At 48.7% G+C, this 15,702-nt stretch carries 16 protein-coding genes; 8 read left to right on the top strand and 8 right to left on the bottom strand.

Going from position 1 to position 15,702, the window contains the following annotated elements; translation table 11 throughout:
- Positions 1 to 108: 108 nt before the first annotated feature.
- On the top strand, positions 109 to 780 hold the full coding sequence (gene yihA, locus AB8S08_RS00150) for a ribosome biogenesis GTP-binding protein YihA/YsxC (protein ID WP_369742987.1): 672 nt from the start codon (positions 109 to 111) through the stop codon (positions 778 to 780).
- Positions 773 to 1,681 (top strand): DMT family transporter, encoded by a 909-nt coding sequence (locus tag AB8S08_RS00145; RefSeq protein ID WP_369742986.1) that lies wholly within the window; start codon positions 773 to 775, stop codon positions 1,679 to 1,681. Before yihA ends, AB8S08_RS00145 begins: the two co-directional genes overlap by 8 nt.
- A 226-nt stretch (positions 1,682 to 1,907) precedes the next feature.
- Here AB8S08_RS00145 and polA read toward each other — a convergent pair whose 3' ends face one another.
- Entirely contained in the window at positions 1,908 to 4,688 is a 2,781-nt protein-coding gene (gene polA, locus AB8S08_RS00140) for a DNA polymerase I (RefSeq protein WP_369742985.1), read from the bottom strand.
- A 604-nt stretch (positions 4,689 to 5,292) separates the two neighbouring features.
- Here polA and AB8S08_RS00135 point away from each other — a divergent pair.
- Entirely contained in the window at positions 5,293 to 5,571 is a 279-nt protein-coding gene (locus AB8S08_RS00135; protein ID WP_153826559.1) for a hypothetical protein, read from the top strand.
- Between the two features lie 5 nt (positions 5,572 to 5,576).
- Here AB8S08_RS00135 and aroE read toward each other — a convergent pair whose 3' ends face one another.
- Complete coding sequence (gene aroE / locus AB8S08_RS00130; RefSeq protein ID WP_110075688.1) at positions 5,577 to 6,422, bottom strand: shikimate dehydrogenase; 846 nt, start codon at positions 6,420 to 6,422, stop codon at positions 5,577 to 5,579.
- On the opposite strand from aroE, the gene AB8S08_RS00125 reads away from it, so the two are divergent.
- Positions 6,421 to 6,837, top strand: coding sequence for a group II truncated hemoglobin (locus AB8S08_RS00125; protein WP_369742984.1), 417 nt, complete (start codon positions 6,421 to 6,423; stop codon positions 6,835 to 6,837). The two genes, aroE and AB8S08_RS00125, sit on opposite strands and share 2 nt — an antisense overlap.
- Here AB8S08_RS00125 and hemF read toward each other — a convergent pair.
- Genes hemF through AB8S08_RS00095 form a run of 6 tightly spaced genes read right to left on the bottom strand, consistent with a single transcriptional unit; the run spans position 6,834 to position 11,465 of the window.
- Entirely contained in the window at positions 6,834 to 7,751 is a 918-nt protein-coding gene (gene hemF / locus AB8S08_RS00120) for an oxygen-dependent coproporphyrinogen oxidase (RefSeq protein ID WP_110075690.1), read from the bottom strand. The two genes, AB8S08_RS00125 and hemF, sit on opposite strands and share 4 nt — an antisense overlap.
- 2 nt (positions 7,752 to 7,753) lie before the next feature.
- On the bottom strand, positions 7,754 to 8,317 hold the full coding sequence (locus AB8S08_RS00115; RefSeq protein ID WP_110075691.1) for an L-threonylcarbamoyladenylate synthase: 564 nt from the start codon (positions 8,315 to 8,317) through the stop codon (positions 7,754 to 7,756).
- Between the two features lie 30 nt (positions 8,318 to 8,347).
- Complete coding sequence (locus tag AB8S08_RS00110) at positions 8,348 to 8,743, bottom strand: type I DNA topoisomerase (RefSeq protein WP_110075692.1); 396 nt, start codon at positions 8,741 to 8,743, stop codon at positions 8,348 to 8,350.
- Positions 8,744 to 9,217, bottom strand: coding sequence for a DUF494 family protein (locus AB8S08_RS00105; protein WP_110075693.1), 474 nt, complete (start codon positions 9,215 to 9,217; stop codon positions 8,744 to 8,746). It lies immediately after the preceding gene.
- Positions 9,218 to 9,219: 2 nt separating this feature from the next.
- Positions 9,220 to 10,272 (bottom strand): DNA-processing protein DprA, encoded by a 1,053-nt coding sequence (gene dprA / locus AB8S08_RS00100; protein WP_153826555.1) that lies wholly within the window; start codon positions 10,270 to 10,272, stop codon positions 9,220 to 9,222.
- Positions 10,273 to 10,322: 50 nt separating this feature from the next.
- Positions 10,323 to 11,465, bottom strand: coding sequence for a LysM peptidoglycan-binding domain-containing protein (locus AB8S08_RS00095; RefSeq protein WP_369742983.1), 1,143 nt, complete (start codon positions 11,463 to 11,465; stop codon positions 10,323 to 10,325).
- A gap of 81 nt (positions 11,466 to 11,546) precedes the next feature.
- On the opposite strand from AB8S08_RS00095, the gene def reads away from it, so the two are divergent.
- The 4 genes from def to trkA are packed head-to-tail and all read left to right on the top strand — an operon-like array spanning position 11,547 to position 15,693.
- Entirely contained in the window at positions 11,547 to 12,053 is a 507-nt protein-coding gene (gene def, locus AB8S08_RS00090; RefSeq protein ID WP_110075696.1) for a peptide deformylase, read from the top strand.
- The gene (gene fmt, locus AB8S08_RS00085; protein WP_369742982.1) at positions 12,043 to 13,026 is read left to right on the top strand and encodes a methionyl-tRNA formyltransferase; all 984 of its coding nucleotides are present in this window, start codon (positions 12,043 to 12,045) and stop codon (positions 13,024 to 13,026) included. Before def ends, fmt begins: the two co-directional genes overlap by 11 nt.
- Positions 13,019 to 14,320, top strand: coding sequence for a 16S rRNA (cytosine(967)-C(5))-methyltransferase RsmB (gene rsmB, locus AB8S08_RS00080; protein WP_369742981.1), 1,302 nt, complete (start codon positions 13,019 to 13,021; stop codon positions 14,318 to 14,320). Before fmt ends, rsmB begins: the two co-directional genes overlap by 8 nt.
- The gene (trkA, locus tag AB8S08_RS00075) at positions 14,317 to 15,693 is read left to right on the top strand and encodes a Trk system potassium transporter TrkA (RefSeq protein WP_369742980.1); all 1,377 of its coding nucleotides are present in this window, start codon (positions 14,317 to 14,319) and stop codon (positions 15,691 to 15,693) included. The genes rsmB and trkA overlap by 4 nt, the downstream gene beginning before the upstream one ends.
- Positions 15,694 to 15,702 lie beyond the last annotated feature (9 nt).

Raw genomic sequence — 15,702 nt, 5'->3', positions numbered from 1 at the left:
GATATCTCTGCTCTGGATGTTGTAACAGACGCTATTTTACACAAAAGTTGTAAGGATTAAACGCCTAATCATGCTAGTATACGCTTTCTATTGAGGTCTGGCACGTCTATGAGCACCATATTAAACTTTCAACCAACAAAATTTATCACCAGCGCAGCCGATATTCGACAATTACCTGATGACTCAGGGGTCGAGATTGCTTTTGCTGGGCGTTCTAATGCCGGTAAATCTAGCGCATTAAACACTATCACACGGCAGAAGGCGCTGGCTCGCACCAGTAAGACTCCTGGCCGCACCCAACTAATCAACGTATTTGAGGTACTTCCGGGTAAGCGTCTTATTGACCTACCTGGTTATGGATACGCAAAAGTACCGATTGCGATCAAAGAAAAATGGCAACAAGCGCTAAGCGAGTATTTACAAAGGCGTCGCTCGCTCAAAGGCCTCGTATTATTGATGGATATCCGTCACCCCTACCGTGATGTCGATCAAGAATTATTGCATTGGGCCACCGAGAGCGAAATCCCGGTGCTGGTGCTGCTTACCAAAGCGGACAAGCTTAAACCAGGAGCCCGTAAGTCAACCTTATTACAGGCACGCGAGGCCGCTATGGTGTTTGGTGGTGACATCACCATTGAAATGTTCTCATCGCTGAATCGCTTAGGCCTGCCAGCAGTTGAGGCAAAACTGAGTGACTGGTTAAATCAGCCCGTCGTTGACGAAGCTGTAGAGCTTGATGACAGCTTGGACACGGAGTCAGTATCACCGGATCATGAATAGCACACAGTCTCCTGAGGTACCGCCATTAAAGGCGTGGTTGCTGCTGTTACTTTTGGCCCTGATTTGGGGCAGCTCGTTTTTGTTGATCAAAAAAGGGTTGCTCACTTTTAGTCCAGATCAGTTGGCTGCGTTGCGAATTGCCTCAGCTGGCTTGGTACTGCTTCCGCTCATTGTGAAGCGAGTGCATAATGTGCAGCGTCATCACTGGCCCAAGCTCATTAGTGTTGGCTTGGTTGGTAGTTTTATTCCAGCCTTTCTATTCGCCTTCGCTCAAACTCAGTTACCCAGCGGCGTTACCGGCGTCCTCAATACCTTTACTCCGCTTGCGACCCTTGTGATAGGGGTCTTTATTTTCAAGCAAGTAGCAAAGCCGCAACAATGGTTAGGTATTGCTATAGGTTTAGTAGGTACGACGCTACTCGTAACTGCAGGAGAAGCCGGAGCGTTTGCGTTTAATCATTATGGATTACTGATTCTTGCTGCCACCGTGTGTTACGGCCTCAATTTAAACCTAATCAAACACCATATTCCTGATCTTAGTGCGCTAACCATTACTGGCGTGTCGTTATTTCTAGTAGCGCCACCAGCCTTGTTGTATCTGCTGTTTGCCACGCCATTCATCGCCCAAGTGAGCGATTTTGAGAGCGTTCAGCTATCCTTGGCGGCGGTATTAGTGCTGGGTATTGTAGGTACGGCAGCAGCTCTGGTTATCTTTAACACAGTCGTGAAATTAACCGACACCACCTTTACTAGTTCAGTGACCTACCTGATTCCGATTGTTGCCCTCATTTTAGGCGTACTTGATGGTGAGCCGTTCTTAATGGCCCATGGGTTTGGTATGGCTGCTATTTTATTCGGTGTTTGGATTGCCAATCGTCGGTCGCGTAAAAAGCCGCTTTAACCTCGCTTAGAAAAGAAAAAGCCCGGCACAAGGCCGGGCAAAAGTCATACTACAATCCAGGGAGAGAACATCTCTGAAAGGTTAATCAAACGACATTTAAAAACTCGCTTAATGCGCCTTTCACTAATTCAGACTGGCTAAATTTTGATAAGTTCCAAAAACCTGAATTTTTTTTGCATAATTTGCCAATAAGTTCATAACTATTTGTTTTTAAATAGTTTAAAAATTAATGAGCTTCATCCCAGTTGTCGCCTACCCCAGCTTCGGCAATCAATGGCACTTGTAGTTCCGCGGCTTGCTCCATCACTGCTACCAGCTTAGCTTGATAGTCTGCGACCTTGTCGGTTTTTACTTCAAAGACCAATTCATCATGTACTTGCATGATCATTCGAACATCGTCAGTCGTCGCTTCTGTCTCGATAAAATCAGCCACCGCTATCATCGCACGCTTAATAATATCCGCAGCAGAGCCCTGCATTGGGGCGTTGATCGCGGCTCGCTCAGCGGCCTTTCTGCGCATCGCATTTTGAGCTTTGATTTCTGGCAAGTGCAGTCTACGTCCGTAGATAGTTTTCACGTAACCATCTCGTTTGGCTTGTTCGCGGGTTTCTTCCATGTACCGCAGCACTCCAGGAAAACGGTCAAAATACTTATCCATGTACAGCTGAGCTTCATGACGCGGAATATCCAGTTGACGGGCTAAACCAAACGCTGACATGCCGTAGATCAAGCCAAAGTTAACCGCTTTGGCGCGACGCCGCTGTTCGCTAGTGACAGCATCTAAGGCGACACCGAAAACTTCTGCGGCTGTAGCTTTATGAATATCCCGACCTTTAGAAAACGCCTCAACCAAAGCTGGGTCTTGCGATAAATGAGCCATAATACGCAGCTCAATTTGACTGTAGTCGATAGCCATAATGGAGTAACCCGCAGGCGCGGTAAAAGCTTTACGAACTCTCCGCCCGGCTTCATTTCGAATAGGAATATTCTGCAAGTTAGGATCACTTGAACTCAAACGACCGGTGGCAGTTACCGCCTGATGGTAAGAAGTATGAATACGTCCGGTACGGGGATTCACCATCTTAGGTAGCTTGTCCGTGTAGGTTGATTTCAGCTTACTTAGGCCACGGTGGCGTAGAATGATATCTGGTAGCGGATAATCTAAGGCTAATTCTTGCAGCACGTCTTCAGCTGTCGAGGGTGCACCCTTGGGCGTCTTTTTCTGCACTGGTATTTGCAGTTTCTCAAATAAAATCGTCTGGAGTTGCTTGGTAGAGCTTAAATTAAAAGGCTCGCCCGCAATCTCATAAGCTTGCGTTTCTAACTGCTGTAATTCTTTAGCTATCTCATGACTTTGTAGCGCTAACTGCTGAGCATCGATTTGCACGCCTTGTTGCTCCATAGCCACAAGGATTGGCACGAGTGGCAGTTCGATGGTTTCTAACACTGACTTAAGCTCGGTCACATCAGCAACTTGGGGCCACAACTGTTGATGCAAGCGCAAGGTGACATCGGCATCTTCAGCGGCATAAGGTGCGGCTTGTTCTAAAGCAATTTGATTAAAAGTGAGCTGTTTAGCACCTTTACCAGCAATCTCTTCAAACGAGATAGACTTATGACCAAGAAACTGCAAGCTTAGGCTGTCCATATCATGGCGCGATGCCACACTGTTCAAGACGTAACTATTGAGCATGGTATCGTTCTTGATACCCGCTAATTTAATCCCATAGCGGCGTAGAATATGGCTGTCATATTTCAGGTTTTGACCAATCTTTTGGGGCTTTGCGTCTTCTAACAAAGGTTTAAACAAAGCTAAGACTTCGGCCCGGTCAAGCTGCTCTGGAGCACCGGGATAATCATGAGCTAATGGAATATAGCAAACCTCGGTTGCCGAAGTCGCAAAAGACATGCCCACCAGTTCGGCTTCCATATAATTCAAGCTAGTAGTTTCGGTATCAACCGCGAAATACTCGGACTGCTGTAATTTCTCCAACCACTGCTGCAACTGGGACATGCTTGTTATAAGCTGATATTGGTCCGGTTGGAATGGCGCTCCTGCTGTTGGTGCAGCAGTGGCCGCTGCCGGAGTTGCAGCCAATTCGAGCGCTTGGTCCGTGCTAGCACCTTCAGCTAAGACCTCGGCTAACCAGCGTTTAAATTCATACCTTTGATACAAACTTACCAACTGCTCCTGATCGGCCGGCTTGATCGTTAGTTGATCTGGAGTAAAATCTAGGGCTACATCAAGCTTAATGGTAGCTAATTCACGCGAGAGCTTAAGAATATCGCAATGCTCACGCAGCTTGTCGGGCATGGTCTTTGCCCCACGGAAACTTAGTTGTGCTAGCGCATCAGGGTCGGCCAGCATCGCATCGATCGAACCCATACCTGTTAACATGGCTAATGCGGTTTTTTCACCTACTTTAGGTAGCCCTGGAATATTATCTGAGCTATCGCCCATCAAGGCCAAATAATCGATGATTTGTTCAGGTTCAACCCCGTATTTAGCAACGACACCCGCTTGGTCTAATAAGGTATCCGTCATGGTATTAATCAACATGACATGGTCATTCACCAATTGCGCCATGTCTTTGTCACCGGTACTAATCAAGGTAAAACGACCCTCCTCACCGGCTTGACGAGCAAGGGTACCAATCACGTCATCAGCTTCTACATTATCAATACACAGCAAGGGTAATCCCAATGCCCGTACTATGTCGTGTAACGGCTGAATCTGCTGACGTAGGTCATCAGGCATAGGTGGCCGGTTCGCCTTGTACTCAGCATACATGTCATTTCGGAACGTGGGGCCTTTGGCGTCAAAAACAACGGCCATATGCGATGGCTGATATTTCTTCAATAAACTGCGTAGCATATTAACGACACCATAAATGGCTCCAGTTGGCTCACCTGCTGCGGTGGTAATATGCGGCGGCGCATAATATGCGCGAAATAAATAAGATGAGCCATCAACTAATATGAATGGATTCTTTGGAACTTCAGCCATGATGTGTCTCTACTTGAGCTTAGTTGCTTTAGGGTGCATAGGTGTTATGCCAGTCGTGTTGCTAGGATGCCACAGGCGCCGTTAAGACGCCAGAATGATACCTTAGCTCAACTTGAATACAAATGTGGACAACCTGTGCATAAGTCTGTGTGCAACGACCTATTGCACCAGCTAAAGGTAATCAACCTCTGGTGTGTATTTTTGAATCAAGGGCTTTTAAAACAAGGGGTTACGAACTAGAAATCCCCATAACTGCGTTTTATTTTTATTTTTCTTTCAGTTGTGGAAACTGATTTAAAGCTACAGCCAAATGGGCGCTAAGCTTATGCGGTTTTTTGCTAACCGGTCTGAAAGACTACCATAAAGAAAATGGAATACCAGCCTAATTTTTGATCTTTTTAGATCATTTTTTAACCTTGCTGATTTCCTTATAAATTTAAAAGGAATCAACATTTGCTTAGTTTTCGTATATACTCACTGTCATAGTTCGGCGATATCTGATCTATACTATTGTTTTAAGATGACAGTGGCCAAAGCTGATCAACCTATCATCCATAGGTTATACTTGCGCCAAACTTGGGTAACTAGCTACGCACGTGGTGTTATGGAAACTGAATCAATGAAACTCAGCACAGAAGAACTTCGGCAACTTGAAGATTTTGAGCGCCGACGTATTGCATTGAATCAGTCAGAGTGGTGGGAACGCCTCTCGATGGACCAGAAATTTGGTGTCTACCAGTTACAGAAGTTTGGCTATGACCTCGCCTTTATTCGCAACACCGAGGCAGGTCCGCTTGCTGTGGTTAGGCGCGGCAGTGAGTTTGCGACCGTAAACCATGAAGGTGATGTCGATTTAAGCCCCAATATTGTGTTGCGTGACTAATCCTATCATTGTTGCAGTTGTTGCTGTAAGCGCTGATGTACCAGCCTAGTATCAAGTTCTATCCCCTGATGCCATAACTGAAACGCCAGGCCCGCCTGCTCAATCAACATCCCTAGCCCATCAAAGGTGCGTGGTGCTCCTGCTTTCTGTGCTTGCTGGCGAAAAGGCGTGAGCAGACTAGGATTTGGGCTATAACTCATATCATAACAAGCCGTTGCCTGGGCAAATATCGCGGGCGCTAAGGCCAGTTGATCACCATGAAGACCAGCACTCGTCGCATTGATTAACAGATAGGGTTGTTGTAAGGGTTCTAGCTGGTTCTCCAGTTCGGCTAAGCTAGCAACACTAAGGCGCGCATGCTCAAGGCCTTCCACGCATTGCTGAGCCTTACTAAGCGTTCGATTAGCTAACACTAAGTTAGCCGCGCCAGCATCTAGCAAAGGCTGTAAGCAGCCACGGCTTGCTCCCCCCGCACCGAGCAGCACGATAGTTAGCTGGGTCAGATCAAACCCTAAGCGCTGTAAGTCACGCACCAATCCGTAGCCATCCGTGTTATCTCCCAATAATTGGCCGTGTCCCAGTGCAACTATGGTATTCACCGAGCCAGCACTGGCCGCTCGAGCTGTAACATGGGTCACCAACTGATAGGCTTGTTGTTTGAACGGTGACGTTACATTGGCTCCTGCGCCGCCACTGCGAAAAAATGCCGCAACGGCTCGTGAGAACTGTGCCGGAGATGTTAAACTGCGCGAATAGTTGAGGCTTACTTGCGCTTGTTCAGCAAATAATTGATGGATTTGTGGCGATAGGCTTTGTGCAATTGGATTTCCAAATACGGTAAAAAGCGCCATGTTTAATTTTCTCCGTTCGCAAAAGAAAGCAGCCCCAGATAATAGTTTCTATCATCAGCTTGGCGGTGAACACGCCGTACGAGCTATGGCTGAGCGTTTTTACGATATCATGGAAACCGACCCACGCGCAGCTGAACTGTTGGCCATGCATCCACAACCCCTCACCCACATTCGGCAGAAATTTTTCGAGTTTCTTAGTGGTTGGCTGGGTGGCCCGGCACTCTTCGAAGAAAAATATGGGCATCCTCGGCTACGGGCACGGCACCTGCCTTTTCGCATAGACGAAGCCATGCGCGATCAATGGTTGATGTGTATGTATCAAGTTTTAGATGAGCAAGTGCAAGATGATTTACTGAAGATGCAGCTAAAAAGTCGTTACACGGCACTGGCTCATCACATGATAAATACCGATTAAAGTTCGGCGAGCCAATCGCGCGGCCTAAGGTAATCCTCATAGAGTCGAGCTTCAGGTGAGCCTGGTTCTGGTTGATAGCCATACTCCCAGCGCACTAACGGTGGCATCGACATTAAGATAGATTCGGTTCTACCGCCGGTTTGCAAGCCAAACAAAGTCCCTCTATCCCAGACTAAATTGAACTCAACATAACGGCCACGACGGTAGAGCTGAAATTGCCGCTCACGCTCGCCATAAGGCATGTTTTTACGGCGGGAGATAATCGGCAAATAGGCCGCTAAATAGGCATCGCCAACGGCTCGCATGATGGCAAAGCTCTCATCAAATCCTCGTTCGTTCAAATCATCAAAAAACAAACCACCAACGCCGCGTGTTTCGCCACGGTGCTTCAAATAAAAATACTCATCACACCATTGTTTATAGGCTGGGTATAAATCATCACCAAAGGGCTGCAAGGCCTCATAAGCAACTTGATGCCAATGCTTAATATCTTCATCGTTGGCGTAAAACGGAGTTAGATCAAACCCGCCTCCAAACCACCATACGGGTTCTGCATCGGCTTTTTCGGCAATAAAAAAGCGCACGTTAGCATGGCTGGTAGGTACGTAGGGATTACGCGGGTGCATCACTAAACTCACCCCACAAGCATTAAAGTTACGGCCGGCTAACTCAGGTCGATGCGCCGTAGCAGATGCTGGCATTTGTTCGCCATACACATGCGAAAAACCCACCCCGCCTTGTTCTAATACGGCACCATCACGTAACACCCGCGAGCGCCCACCACCGCCACCAGGGCGTTGCCAAGCATCCTCGGTGAATTGCCCGCTTCCATCTGCCTGTTCCAATGCTTCAGTGATCTGGTCTTGAAGATTGGTTAAATAGGCTTTTACTTGCTCTAACATCGAATCTGGCATGATTAATCTCGTATTACCTGCTGGGTTAAAGGGTCGATGATACGTGACGGCTTACTTGCTCCGCCCACATCCGCAGGCATCACCCACGCCACCCCCTCACCAAACTCTGCTGTTACTTGCGCAGCTGTGGTTAAGGCTGGCTGCCCGGAGCGATTGGCGCTGGTCGAAACGATTGCTGAGCCCAGAGCCTTACATAACTGCCGCGCCGGTTCATGTGCGGTTACTCGTACCGCAATTTGATTATGGTCGCCACGCAGCCATTCTGGGACATTAGCGGCTGCCGGCAATAATAGAGTGACGGCACCGGGCCAGTTTGAGAACACCGCAAACCGCTTATCCTGTGGAATCGCAAGATCATCAACATAGGGCACCAACTGACTGTAATCGGCAGCCAAAAGAATCAAGCCTTTACTTTCAGGGCGCTGTTTTAAGGCAAGTACAGCGCGCACTGCACTTTCATTACGAGGATCACAACCTAACCCAAATACGGCTTCAGTAGGATAAGCCAACACCTGCCCAGCTTGAAACGCTTGCTTGGCTGCTAGCCATTGTTCACTGTCTAACATGTTCTTTCTCGCTAACGCTAAAACTGCGGATTATTTTACTGGAGATTTGTAGTCGCAGGTATCTTTTGCGCAAATTAGGCGCTCACCCGCACTGGTTTTTTTGCGTAATAACAACCCGTAACCACAACTCGGGCAAATTTCTGCCACCGGCGGTAACTTCACGGAATAACGACATGAGGGGTATTGATCGCAAGCATAAAAGGAATGACCGAAACGGCTAGTTTTTTGTACCATCTTACCTTGCTGGCATTCAGGACAGCGGGCATCGGTACCGGGATCGAAATCTGCGGCAGTCATGTAATCACAAGCGGGATAACCACTACAACCAACAAAAAGGCCGTAGCGGCCTTTTTTGAGTTGTAAATCTCGCTGACACTTGGGGCAAGGAACTCCGAGTGCTTGGGGCTCTAGAAAGTTGTCACTCATTTAATGCAATAAACCATCTGGCTCTTCAAACAACAAACCTTCCATTTGATTATAGGCATCTTCATGGCCGGGCACGTTGAACAACACCATCAACACCACCCACTTTAAATCATCTAGAGTGAACTCTTTTGCATCGAGCTCCATCACTCTATCGATGACCATTTCTCGGGTAGCAAAATCCAACACCCCAAGATTTTCTAGGTACATGATAAAGCCGCGGCTGGCGCAATCAATTCGAGCTACTTCTTCTGCTGTGTAAGCCCGCGTCGATTTGCTTTGACTACGATTCAGACCCGCCTTCAGATCGCTTTCTTGCAGATCAGCTAAGCGCTCTAACCATGCTAAAGCTTTCTGAATTTCTTGCCGATGAAATCCCGCCCGAGTTAACTCATCGGTTAACTCATCATGATTCACGACTACTTCCATATCAGAATGAATGTAGTTTTCGAATAAATACATGAGGATATCAAACATGGTTAGCGCCTCCCCACTTTTATGTAGCCGCCGGCAACAGAAGTCACTCTCCCTTCTAATTCAAGCAATACCAGTTGCTCTGATACAATCGCAACTGGAAGTTTGCTGCGCGCTACTATGGTATCTATTGAAGTGACCTCATTGCCCACATTAGCCAACAATTGCGTGTTTGCCAAGCTCGGTTGCGAATTAATTTCGTCCTCTGCTGAAGTAGATGGGGGCAAACTTGGTAAATTCAATTCTTGCCGCACATCATTAATCGACATCGCTAACCCTGCACCTTGTTGCAATAACATCAGACAGCCCCCCATTCCTTGGTCCCAAATGCTTCCGGGCACGGCAAAGAGGCTACGATTTTGCTCAAGGGCTTGTTTTGCTGTATTCAGCGAACCGCTCCGTGGTTTGGCTTCTACCACCAACACCAACTGAGCTAAGGCGACGATAATACGGTTGCGACGGATAAAATGATCGCGCTTACTTGGTACTCCGGGCGCGAACTCTGAAACGAGTAAGCCCGCTTGCGCGATCTGTTGTTGTAGTTGCCGATTTCGGGCTGGGTAGTAAACGTCGGGCCCACCCGCTAGTACCGCAATGGTGCGGCCAGTCGCCAACGCACCACGATGGGCGGCGGCATCTATCCCCATGGCGAGCCCACTAATAATCACTACCTGACTACTCGCTAAACCACGGGCAAAATAATCCGCTGTATGTTGCCCGGTAGGGCTAGCATTGCGGCTGCCGACAATAGCAACAGCGCAGCACTGCAACAGCGCCACATCGCCATGACAAAACAACACTAATGGGGGCTGACTTACATAGCGTAGAGCTTCAGGATAGGAGGCGTCAAAATAACTCACAACCTGGGTTTGCGGTAATTCAAGCCAACGCTCTAACCTGGCCACGTGCGCCGCTTCAATGACCACGTCAGCTGCGTGCGGTGACCTCTGCGCCAGCTCGATGGCGTTAGTAAATGAGCTGGCTTTGCGACATTCTCGTCGGAGCTTACCGTTGCCAAAAGCGAGTAATAAAATACCGCGATGATCCTGTGCCATCATTGCTTTGCATCCTTGCAATTGAAATTGTAAAAAAGCGAGCTAAGCCCGGCTTAGCGCTGCATTGCAGCCACCTGCATGGGTAAAAAGGTAGCCCCAACCCGCAACCATTCTGGTGCCCTCAACACAATTGCAAAGCTGCTATGCTCCTGCACTTGCAAGACCATCAGCTCAGCGGTTTGTTGCAGCGGCAGTTCAGCAGTGGTTCGCCACAGCGATGAAATAGCGTGGCTGGGTTTATAAGGGTTCACTAAACTGATGGATTCGCCATCGACAAACACCCGGGTACCCGCGCGTACGGCACGATACATTTGTCCGGTAGCAACGCCTTCTGCTCGGCCTTGGTCTAACACCACCAAATCAAACTTACCTTGCTCACGGCGCTCATTTAAAGATCCGATAATATGCCCCATAGGGACGGCTCCATTACTGGGAACTATCAGCTCGGGTAGCTCGGTAGGCGTTAGCGGCAGGAGCACATCGCCGCGGCGAATTTCGCGTTGTAACTTACTAACCTCCCCTTGCCAGTAGCCATCTTGCGCATGGGTAATTTGGACGTTGGCTACTAAGCGTAACAGTTGCCCCTGGGCTAACTCTGCGACCGGGGTGAAGATAGCATATTCTTGCTGCTCAAGTTGTCCAGCAGCAGCATCGATAAAGACTGGCGCTAAGCCGTTCACTCGGGGGGCACCGCGATTGTCACCGACAATCACCGGTAGCTGAGCCAAGTGTTCAGCACTTACCAAGCGATGTTCCGTAAGTAATGGTTCTAACATATCGCGCGCAAAGGTTGGAATCGGCTGTCGTTTTGCTTGTACTGTACCCTCAGGTAAGAGGGTCCGCTGCGGTTTGCGAGTAAGCTGAGGTCGCCCATCTACCCATACCAAATACAATTTGTCGCCTGGGTAAATGAGATGTGGATTGGCAATGTCGGTATTTATCCGCCATAACTCGGGCCATAACCATGGATCATCAAGAAAGAGTGCTGAGATATCCCATAAGGTATCGCCTTTTTTCACCACGTATTCGGTTGGTGCGCCTTGCTTAATTTGCACCAGCGTTCCCCGACTTTCAGCCGCCACCGCGGGCTGTGGTAGCGGTTGTGAATCAACCAGCGGTGCAGAAGCTAACGCAGAATGGCAACTAAGGCTGAAAAAGCCGATAGCCGCAATCGTACAAAAATGCTTCTTAATCATGGGGAGCTCCATTGTAAAACCGTGTGTTTGACCTCAAATTACGTTAAAATTAGCCAATATGAAACAAGCGAATGACAGGTTATGACTAAATTAACAATTTTAAAATATCCCGACGAGCGTTTACGCACTGTCGCACAGCCTATTGCGCAGGTAGACGATGCCCTACGTGCTGACATCGACAACATGTTTGAAACCATGTACGAATCTGAAGGCGTTGGCCTAGCTGCTACTCAGGTGAATATTCACCGCCGTTTGTTTGTGGCCGACTGCAGCCCAGATCAGAACGAACCCCTCGTTTTCATTAACCCTGAGATTACAGCACAAGAAGGCCATTTTACCAATCAAGAAGGCTGTTTATCCTTTCCTGGAGTCTACGCCAATGTTGAGCGTGCCGGCAAAGTAACAGTGCAAGCGTTGGATAAAAACGGTGAATCTTTCAGTCTTACCGCTGAAGGCTTGCTAGCTATTTGCATTCAGCACGAGATTGACCATCTTGATGGTAAATTGTTTGTCGATTATCTATCGCCGTTAAAACGTGATCGCATTCGCAAAAAATTAGAGAAAGAAGCTCGTTTATATGGCCAATAAGCTGCGCGTAGTTTTTGCTGGTACGCCAGATTTTGCAGCGCAACATCTGGCAGCATTACTTAAGGATGACACCGTCGAGGTGGTGGCTGTCTACACTCAGCCAGATCGCCCGGCTGGGCGTGGTAAGAAATTACAGGCCAGCGCCGTCAAAGAGTTAGCGCTAGCGCATCAACTGACGATTGAGCAGCCGCAATCTTTTAAATCAGAATCAGCAAAACAAACCTTAGCAGATTATCAGGCCGATGTGATGGTGGTGGTTGCCTATGGCATCATCTTGCCCCAAGCTGTGCTTGATTTACCACGCTATGGCTGCATCAATGTGCACGGTTCCTTGTTGCCTCGTTGGCGTGGTGCAGCACCTATTCAGCGAGCCCTATGGGCTGGCGATAGCGAAACTGGCGTTGCTATCATGTTGATGGAGGCGGGTCTTGATACCGGCCCGGTATTACTCGAACGACGGTTACCGATCCGTCCAAGCGATACTTCCGCGTCCTTGTATGCCAAGCTGGCCGAGTTAGGGCCGCCGGCGTTGTTAGATACCCTACACCAACTCACTGACCTGCTGCCACAAGCCCAGGTTCAAGATACGCAATTAGCCACTTACGCCACCAAGTTAAGTAAAGAAGAAGCTCAGTTGGACTGGCAACAACCCGCCGCAGTACTAGAGCGTTGGGTGCGCGCCTTTAATCCGTGGCCCATCTGTTGGCTGCTTGCCAGTAACAACGAAGTGGTAAAAGTTTACCATGCCACCGTGGTACCCTTTGAGCAATCAGAATCTATTGCACCTGGCACCGTGATCAGCGCAGATAAACAGGGTATCGTGATTAGCACGAGTCAACAGGCCTTGTGCCTCCAAACGTTGCAGCCATCCGGCAAAAAACCTATGCCTGCAGCAGATTTCCTTAACGGTCGCGGTGATTGGTTTCAACTAGGGAGTCGATTAGCAGCTCCGCATAAGGTATCCCATGACTGAGCTTCGTCCTGGTGCAGCAAGCCGCGCCGCGGCGGCCCAAGCTGTGTTTCAAGTGCTTGAGCACCAACGCTCGTTAAGCACTGCGTTGCCGGTGGCAGCGAGTAAACTTTCTGCGCGCGATCGTGGCATGGCTCAAGCTCTCGCATACGGTGTTTTGCGGCATCTACCGCAGCTTAACTTTATGCTAAGTAAGCTGCTTACCAAGCCTCTCAAAGGTGAATTACTAATCTTAAACTCACTATTGTTAGTGGGCGCTTACCAACTTGCCTACATGGGCGCTGCCTCGCATGCCGCGGTATCCGCCACCGTTGATGCTGCTATTACTTTAGGTCGTAATCGGCAAAAAGGCTTAGTCAACGGTGTCTTGCGTAACCTGCAACGGCAACAGTCTGAGTTACTAGAACAAATTGCCGCCCGCGCCGAGTTAGCCCATGGCCATCCTCGCTGGCTGGCTGAACTTATTCAACATGCTTACCCACAACACGCAGAAGCTATTTTAGCGGCCAATAATCAGCAAGCGCCCATGTGGCTTCGTGTCAACCAACAGAATCACACGCGCGAGCAGTATCTGGCATTATTAGCTGACGCTGGCTTAGCGGCAGCCTCTGATAGCCCACTAGCTTCGGCAATTCGCCTAGAGCAGCCGGTAGATGTGCAGCAGCTACCAGGCTTTGCACAAGGCTGGGTTTCGGTACAAGATGTTGCTGCGCAGCATGCAGCTAGCCTGTTACAACCTCAACCCCATGAACGCATTCTAGATTGCTGTGCAGCTCCTGGTGGTAAAACTGCTCACCTATTAGAGACAGCTCCTACGGCCGCGGTCTTGGCATTAGATGCCGATGCCCAACGCTTGCAACGGGTGCATGACAATTTGGCGCGTTTACAATTAACAGCCGTTGTGAAACAAGGTGATGCTACTAGTGCCGACTGGTGGGATGGTCAACTGTTTGACCGGATTTTACTTGATGCCCCCTGCTCTGCCACGGGCGTGATTCGTCGTCATCCTGATATCAAATGGCTACGCCGCGCGAATGACATTAGCGCCCTAGCTGAATTACAGGCAAGGATTCTTGATAACCTCTGGCCAATGTTAAAGCCAGGCGGTACCCTAGTTTATGCAACCTGCTCAGTGTTACCTGCAGAAAACAAACAACAAATAGCAGCATTTTTGACGCGCCATGCGGATGCCAAACAAATAGCTATAGGGCCTGGTACCGAGCTTGATTGGCAGTGGCTTCCGGGTGAGCAACATGGCGATGGTTTTTATTATGCAAAACTGGAAAAACGCACATGAAAATAATCATCCTCGGTGGCGGTCAAGTAGGCGGTACACTAGCAGAAAACCTAGTGGGCGAAGACAATGATATTACCGTGGTTGACTCAGATATTGGGCGTTTAAATTATTTATCAGAATTGCATGATATTCGCACCATAGAGGGCTATGCTTCGCATCCTCGGACGCTACGCCAAGCCGGCTGCGAAGATGCTGACATGCTGATTGCGGTAACGCCAAGCGATGAAACCAACATGCTGGCATGTCAGATTGCCTACACCCTTTACAAGACTCCCAAACGCATCGCGCGCATTCGCTCAGAAGAATACAGCGATTACAAAGATAAGCTTTTTCATAAAGATGACATCCCTGTTGATCACCTCATTTCACCAGAACAAGAAGTGACCGACTACATCAAGCTGCTGGTGGATTACCCTGGCGCTTTGCAGGTGATGGAGTTTGCTGGCGGGCGCGCCAGCCTCGTGGCAGTACGAGCCTATTACGGTGGCAAGTTAGTTGGCCATGCTATTTCTACTTTGAAAGACCATATGCCTAATGTCGAAACCCGAGTCGCGGCAATTTTCCGGCAAGGGCAAGCCATCAAGCCGATGGGAACAACCATCATTGAAGCCGGCGACGAAGTTTTCTTTATTGCCGATACCAGGTATGTCCGCATGGTTATGGAAGAAATGCAGAAGCTTGAGCATCAGTATCGCCGCGTCATGATTGCCGGAGGCGGTAACATAGGTGCTGGATTGGCGCGCCGTCTGGAAGAGAATCACCATGTAAAACTCATAGAGCGCAACCGAGGTCGTGCCCTCATGCTCAATGAAAGCCTGCAAAACACCACCATTCTTGAAGGTGATGCATCAGACCAACGGCTACTGATTGAAGAGCATATTGAAGATATGGACGTATTTATTGCCGTTACCAATGATGACGAAGCTAATATCATGTCCGCCATGCTTGCAAAGAAAATGGGCGCGAAAAAAACCATGGTGTTAATTCAGCGCCAGGCCTACGTCGATCTGGTGCAAGATAACGTCATAGACATTGCGATATCTCCGCAACGAGCGACTATTTCGGCACTACTATCACTGATTCGTAAAGGTGATATTGTTAATGCCTATTCACTGCGTAAAGGTGCAGCTGAGGCTATTGAGGCGATCGCTCATGGCGACGAAAACACCTCTAAAGTTATCGGTAAAACCATCAGCGAAATTAAGCTGCCTCCGGGTACCACCATAGGTGCTGTCGTGCGCGGCAATGAAGTGCTTATTGCTCACGACGACACAGTCTTACAAGCCGATGACCACGTTATTTTGTTCTTGGTAGATAAAAAGTACATTCGCGAAGTGGAACGCTTATTCCAACCTAGTGCATTATTCTTTTAGGGCCTAGTT

This window comes from Pseudidiomarina sp. PP-1MA (assembly GCF_041200125.1).
Taxonomy (GTDB): Bacteria; Pseudomonadota; Gammaproteobacteria; order Enterobacterales; family Alteromonadaceae; genus Pseudidiomarina; species Pseudidiomarina fusca.
Note: the sequence above shows the minus strand (reverse complement) of the source record. Positions and strands in the feature narration are given on the sequence as shown.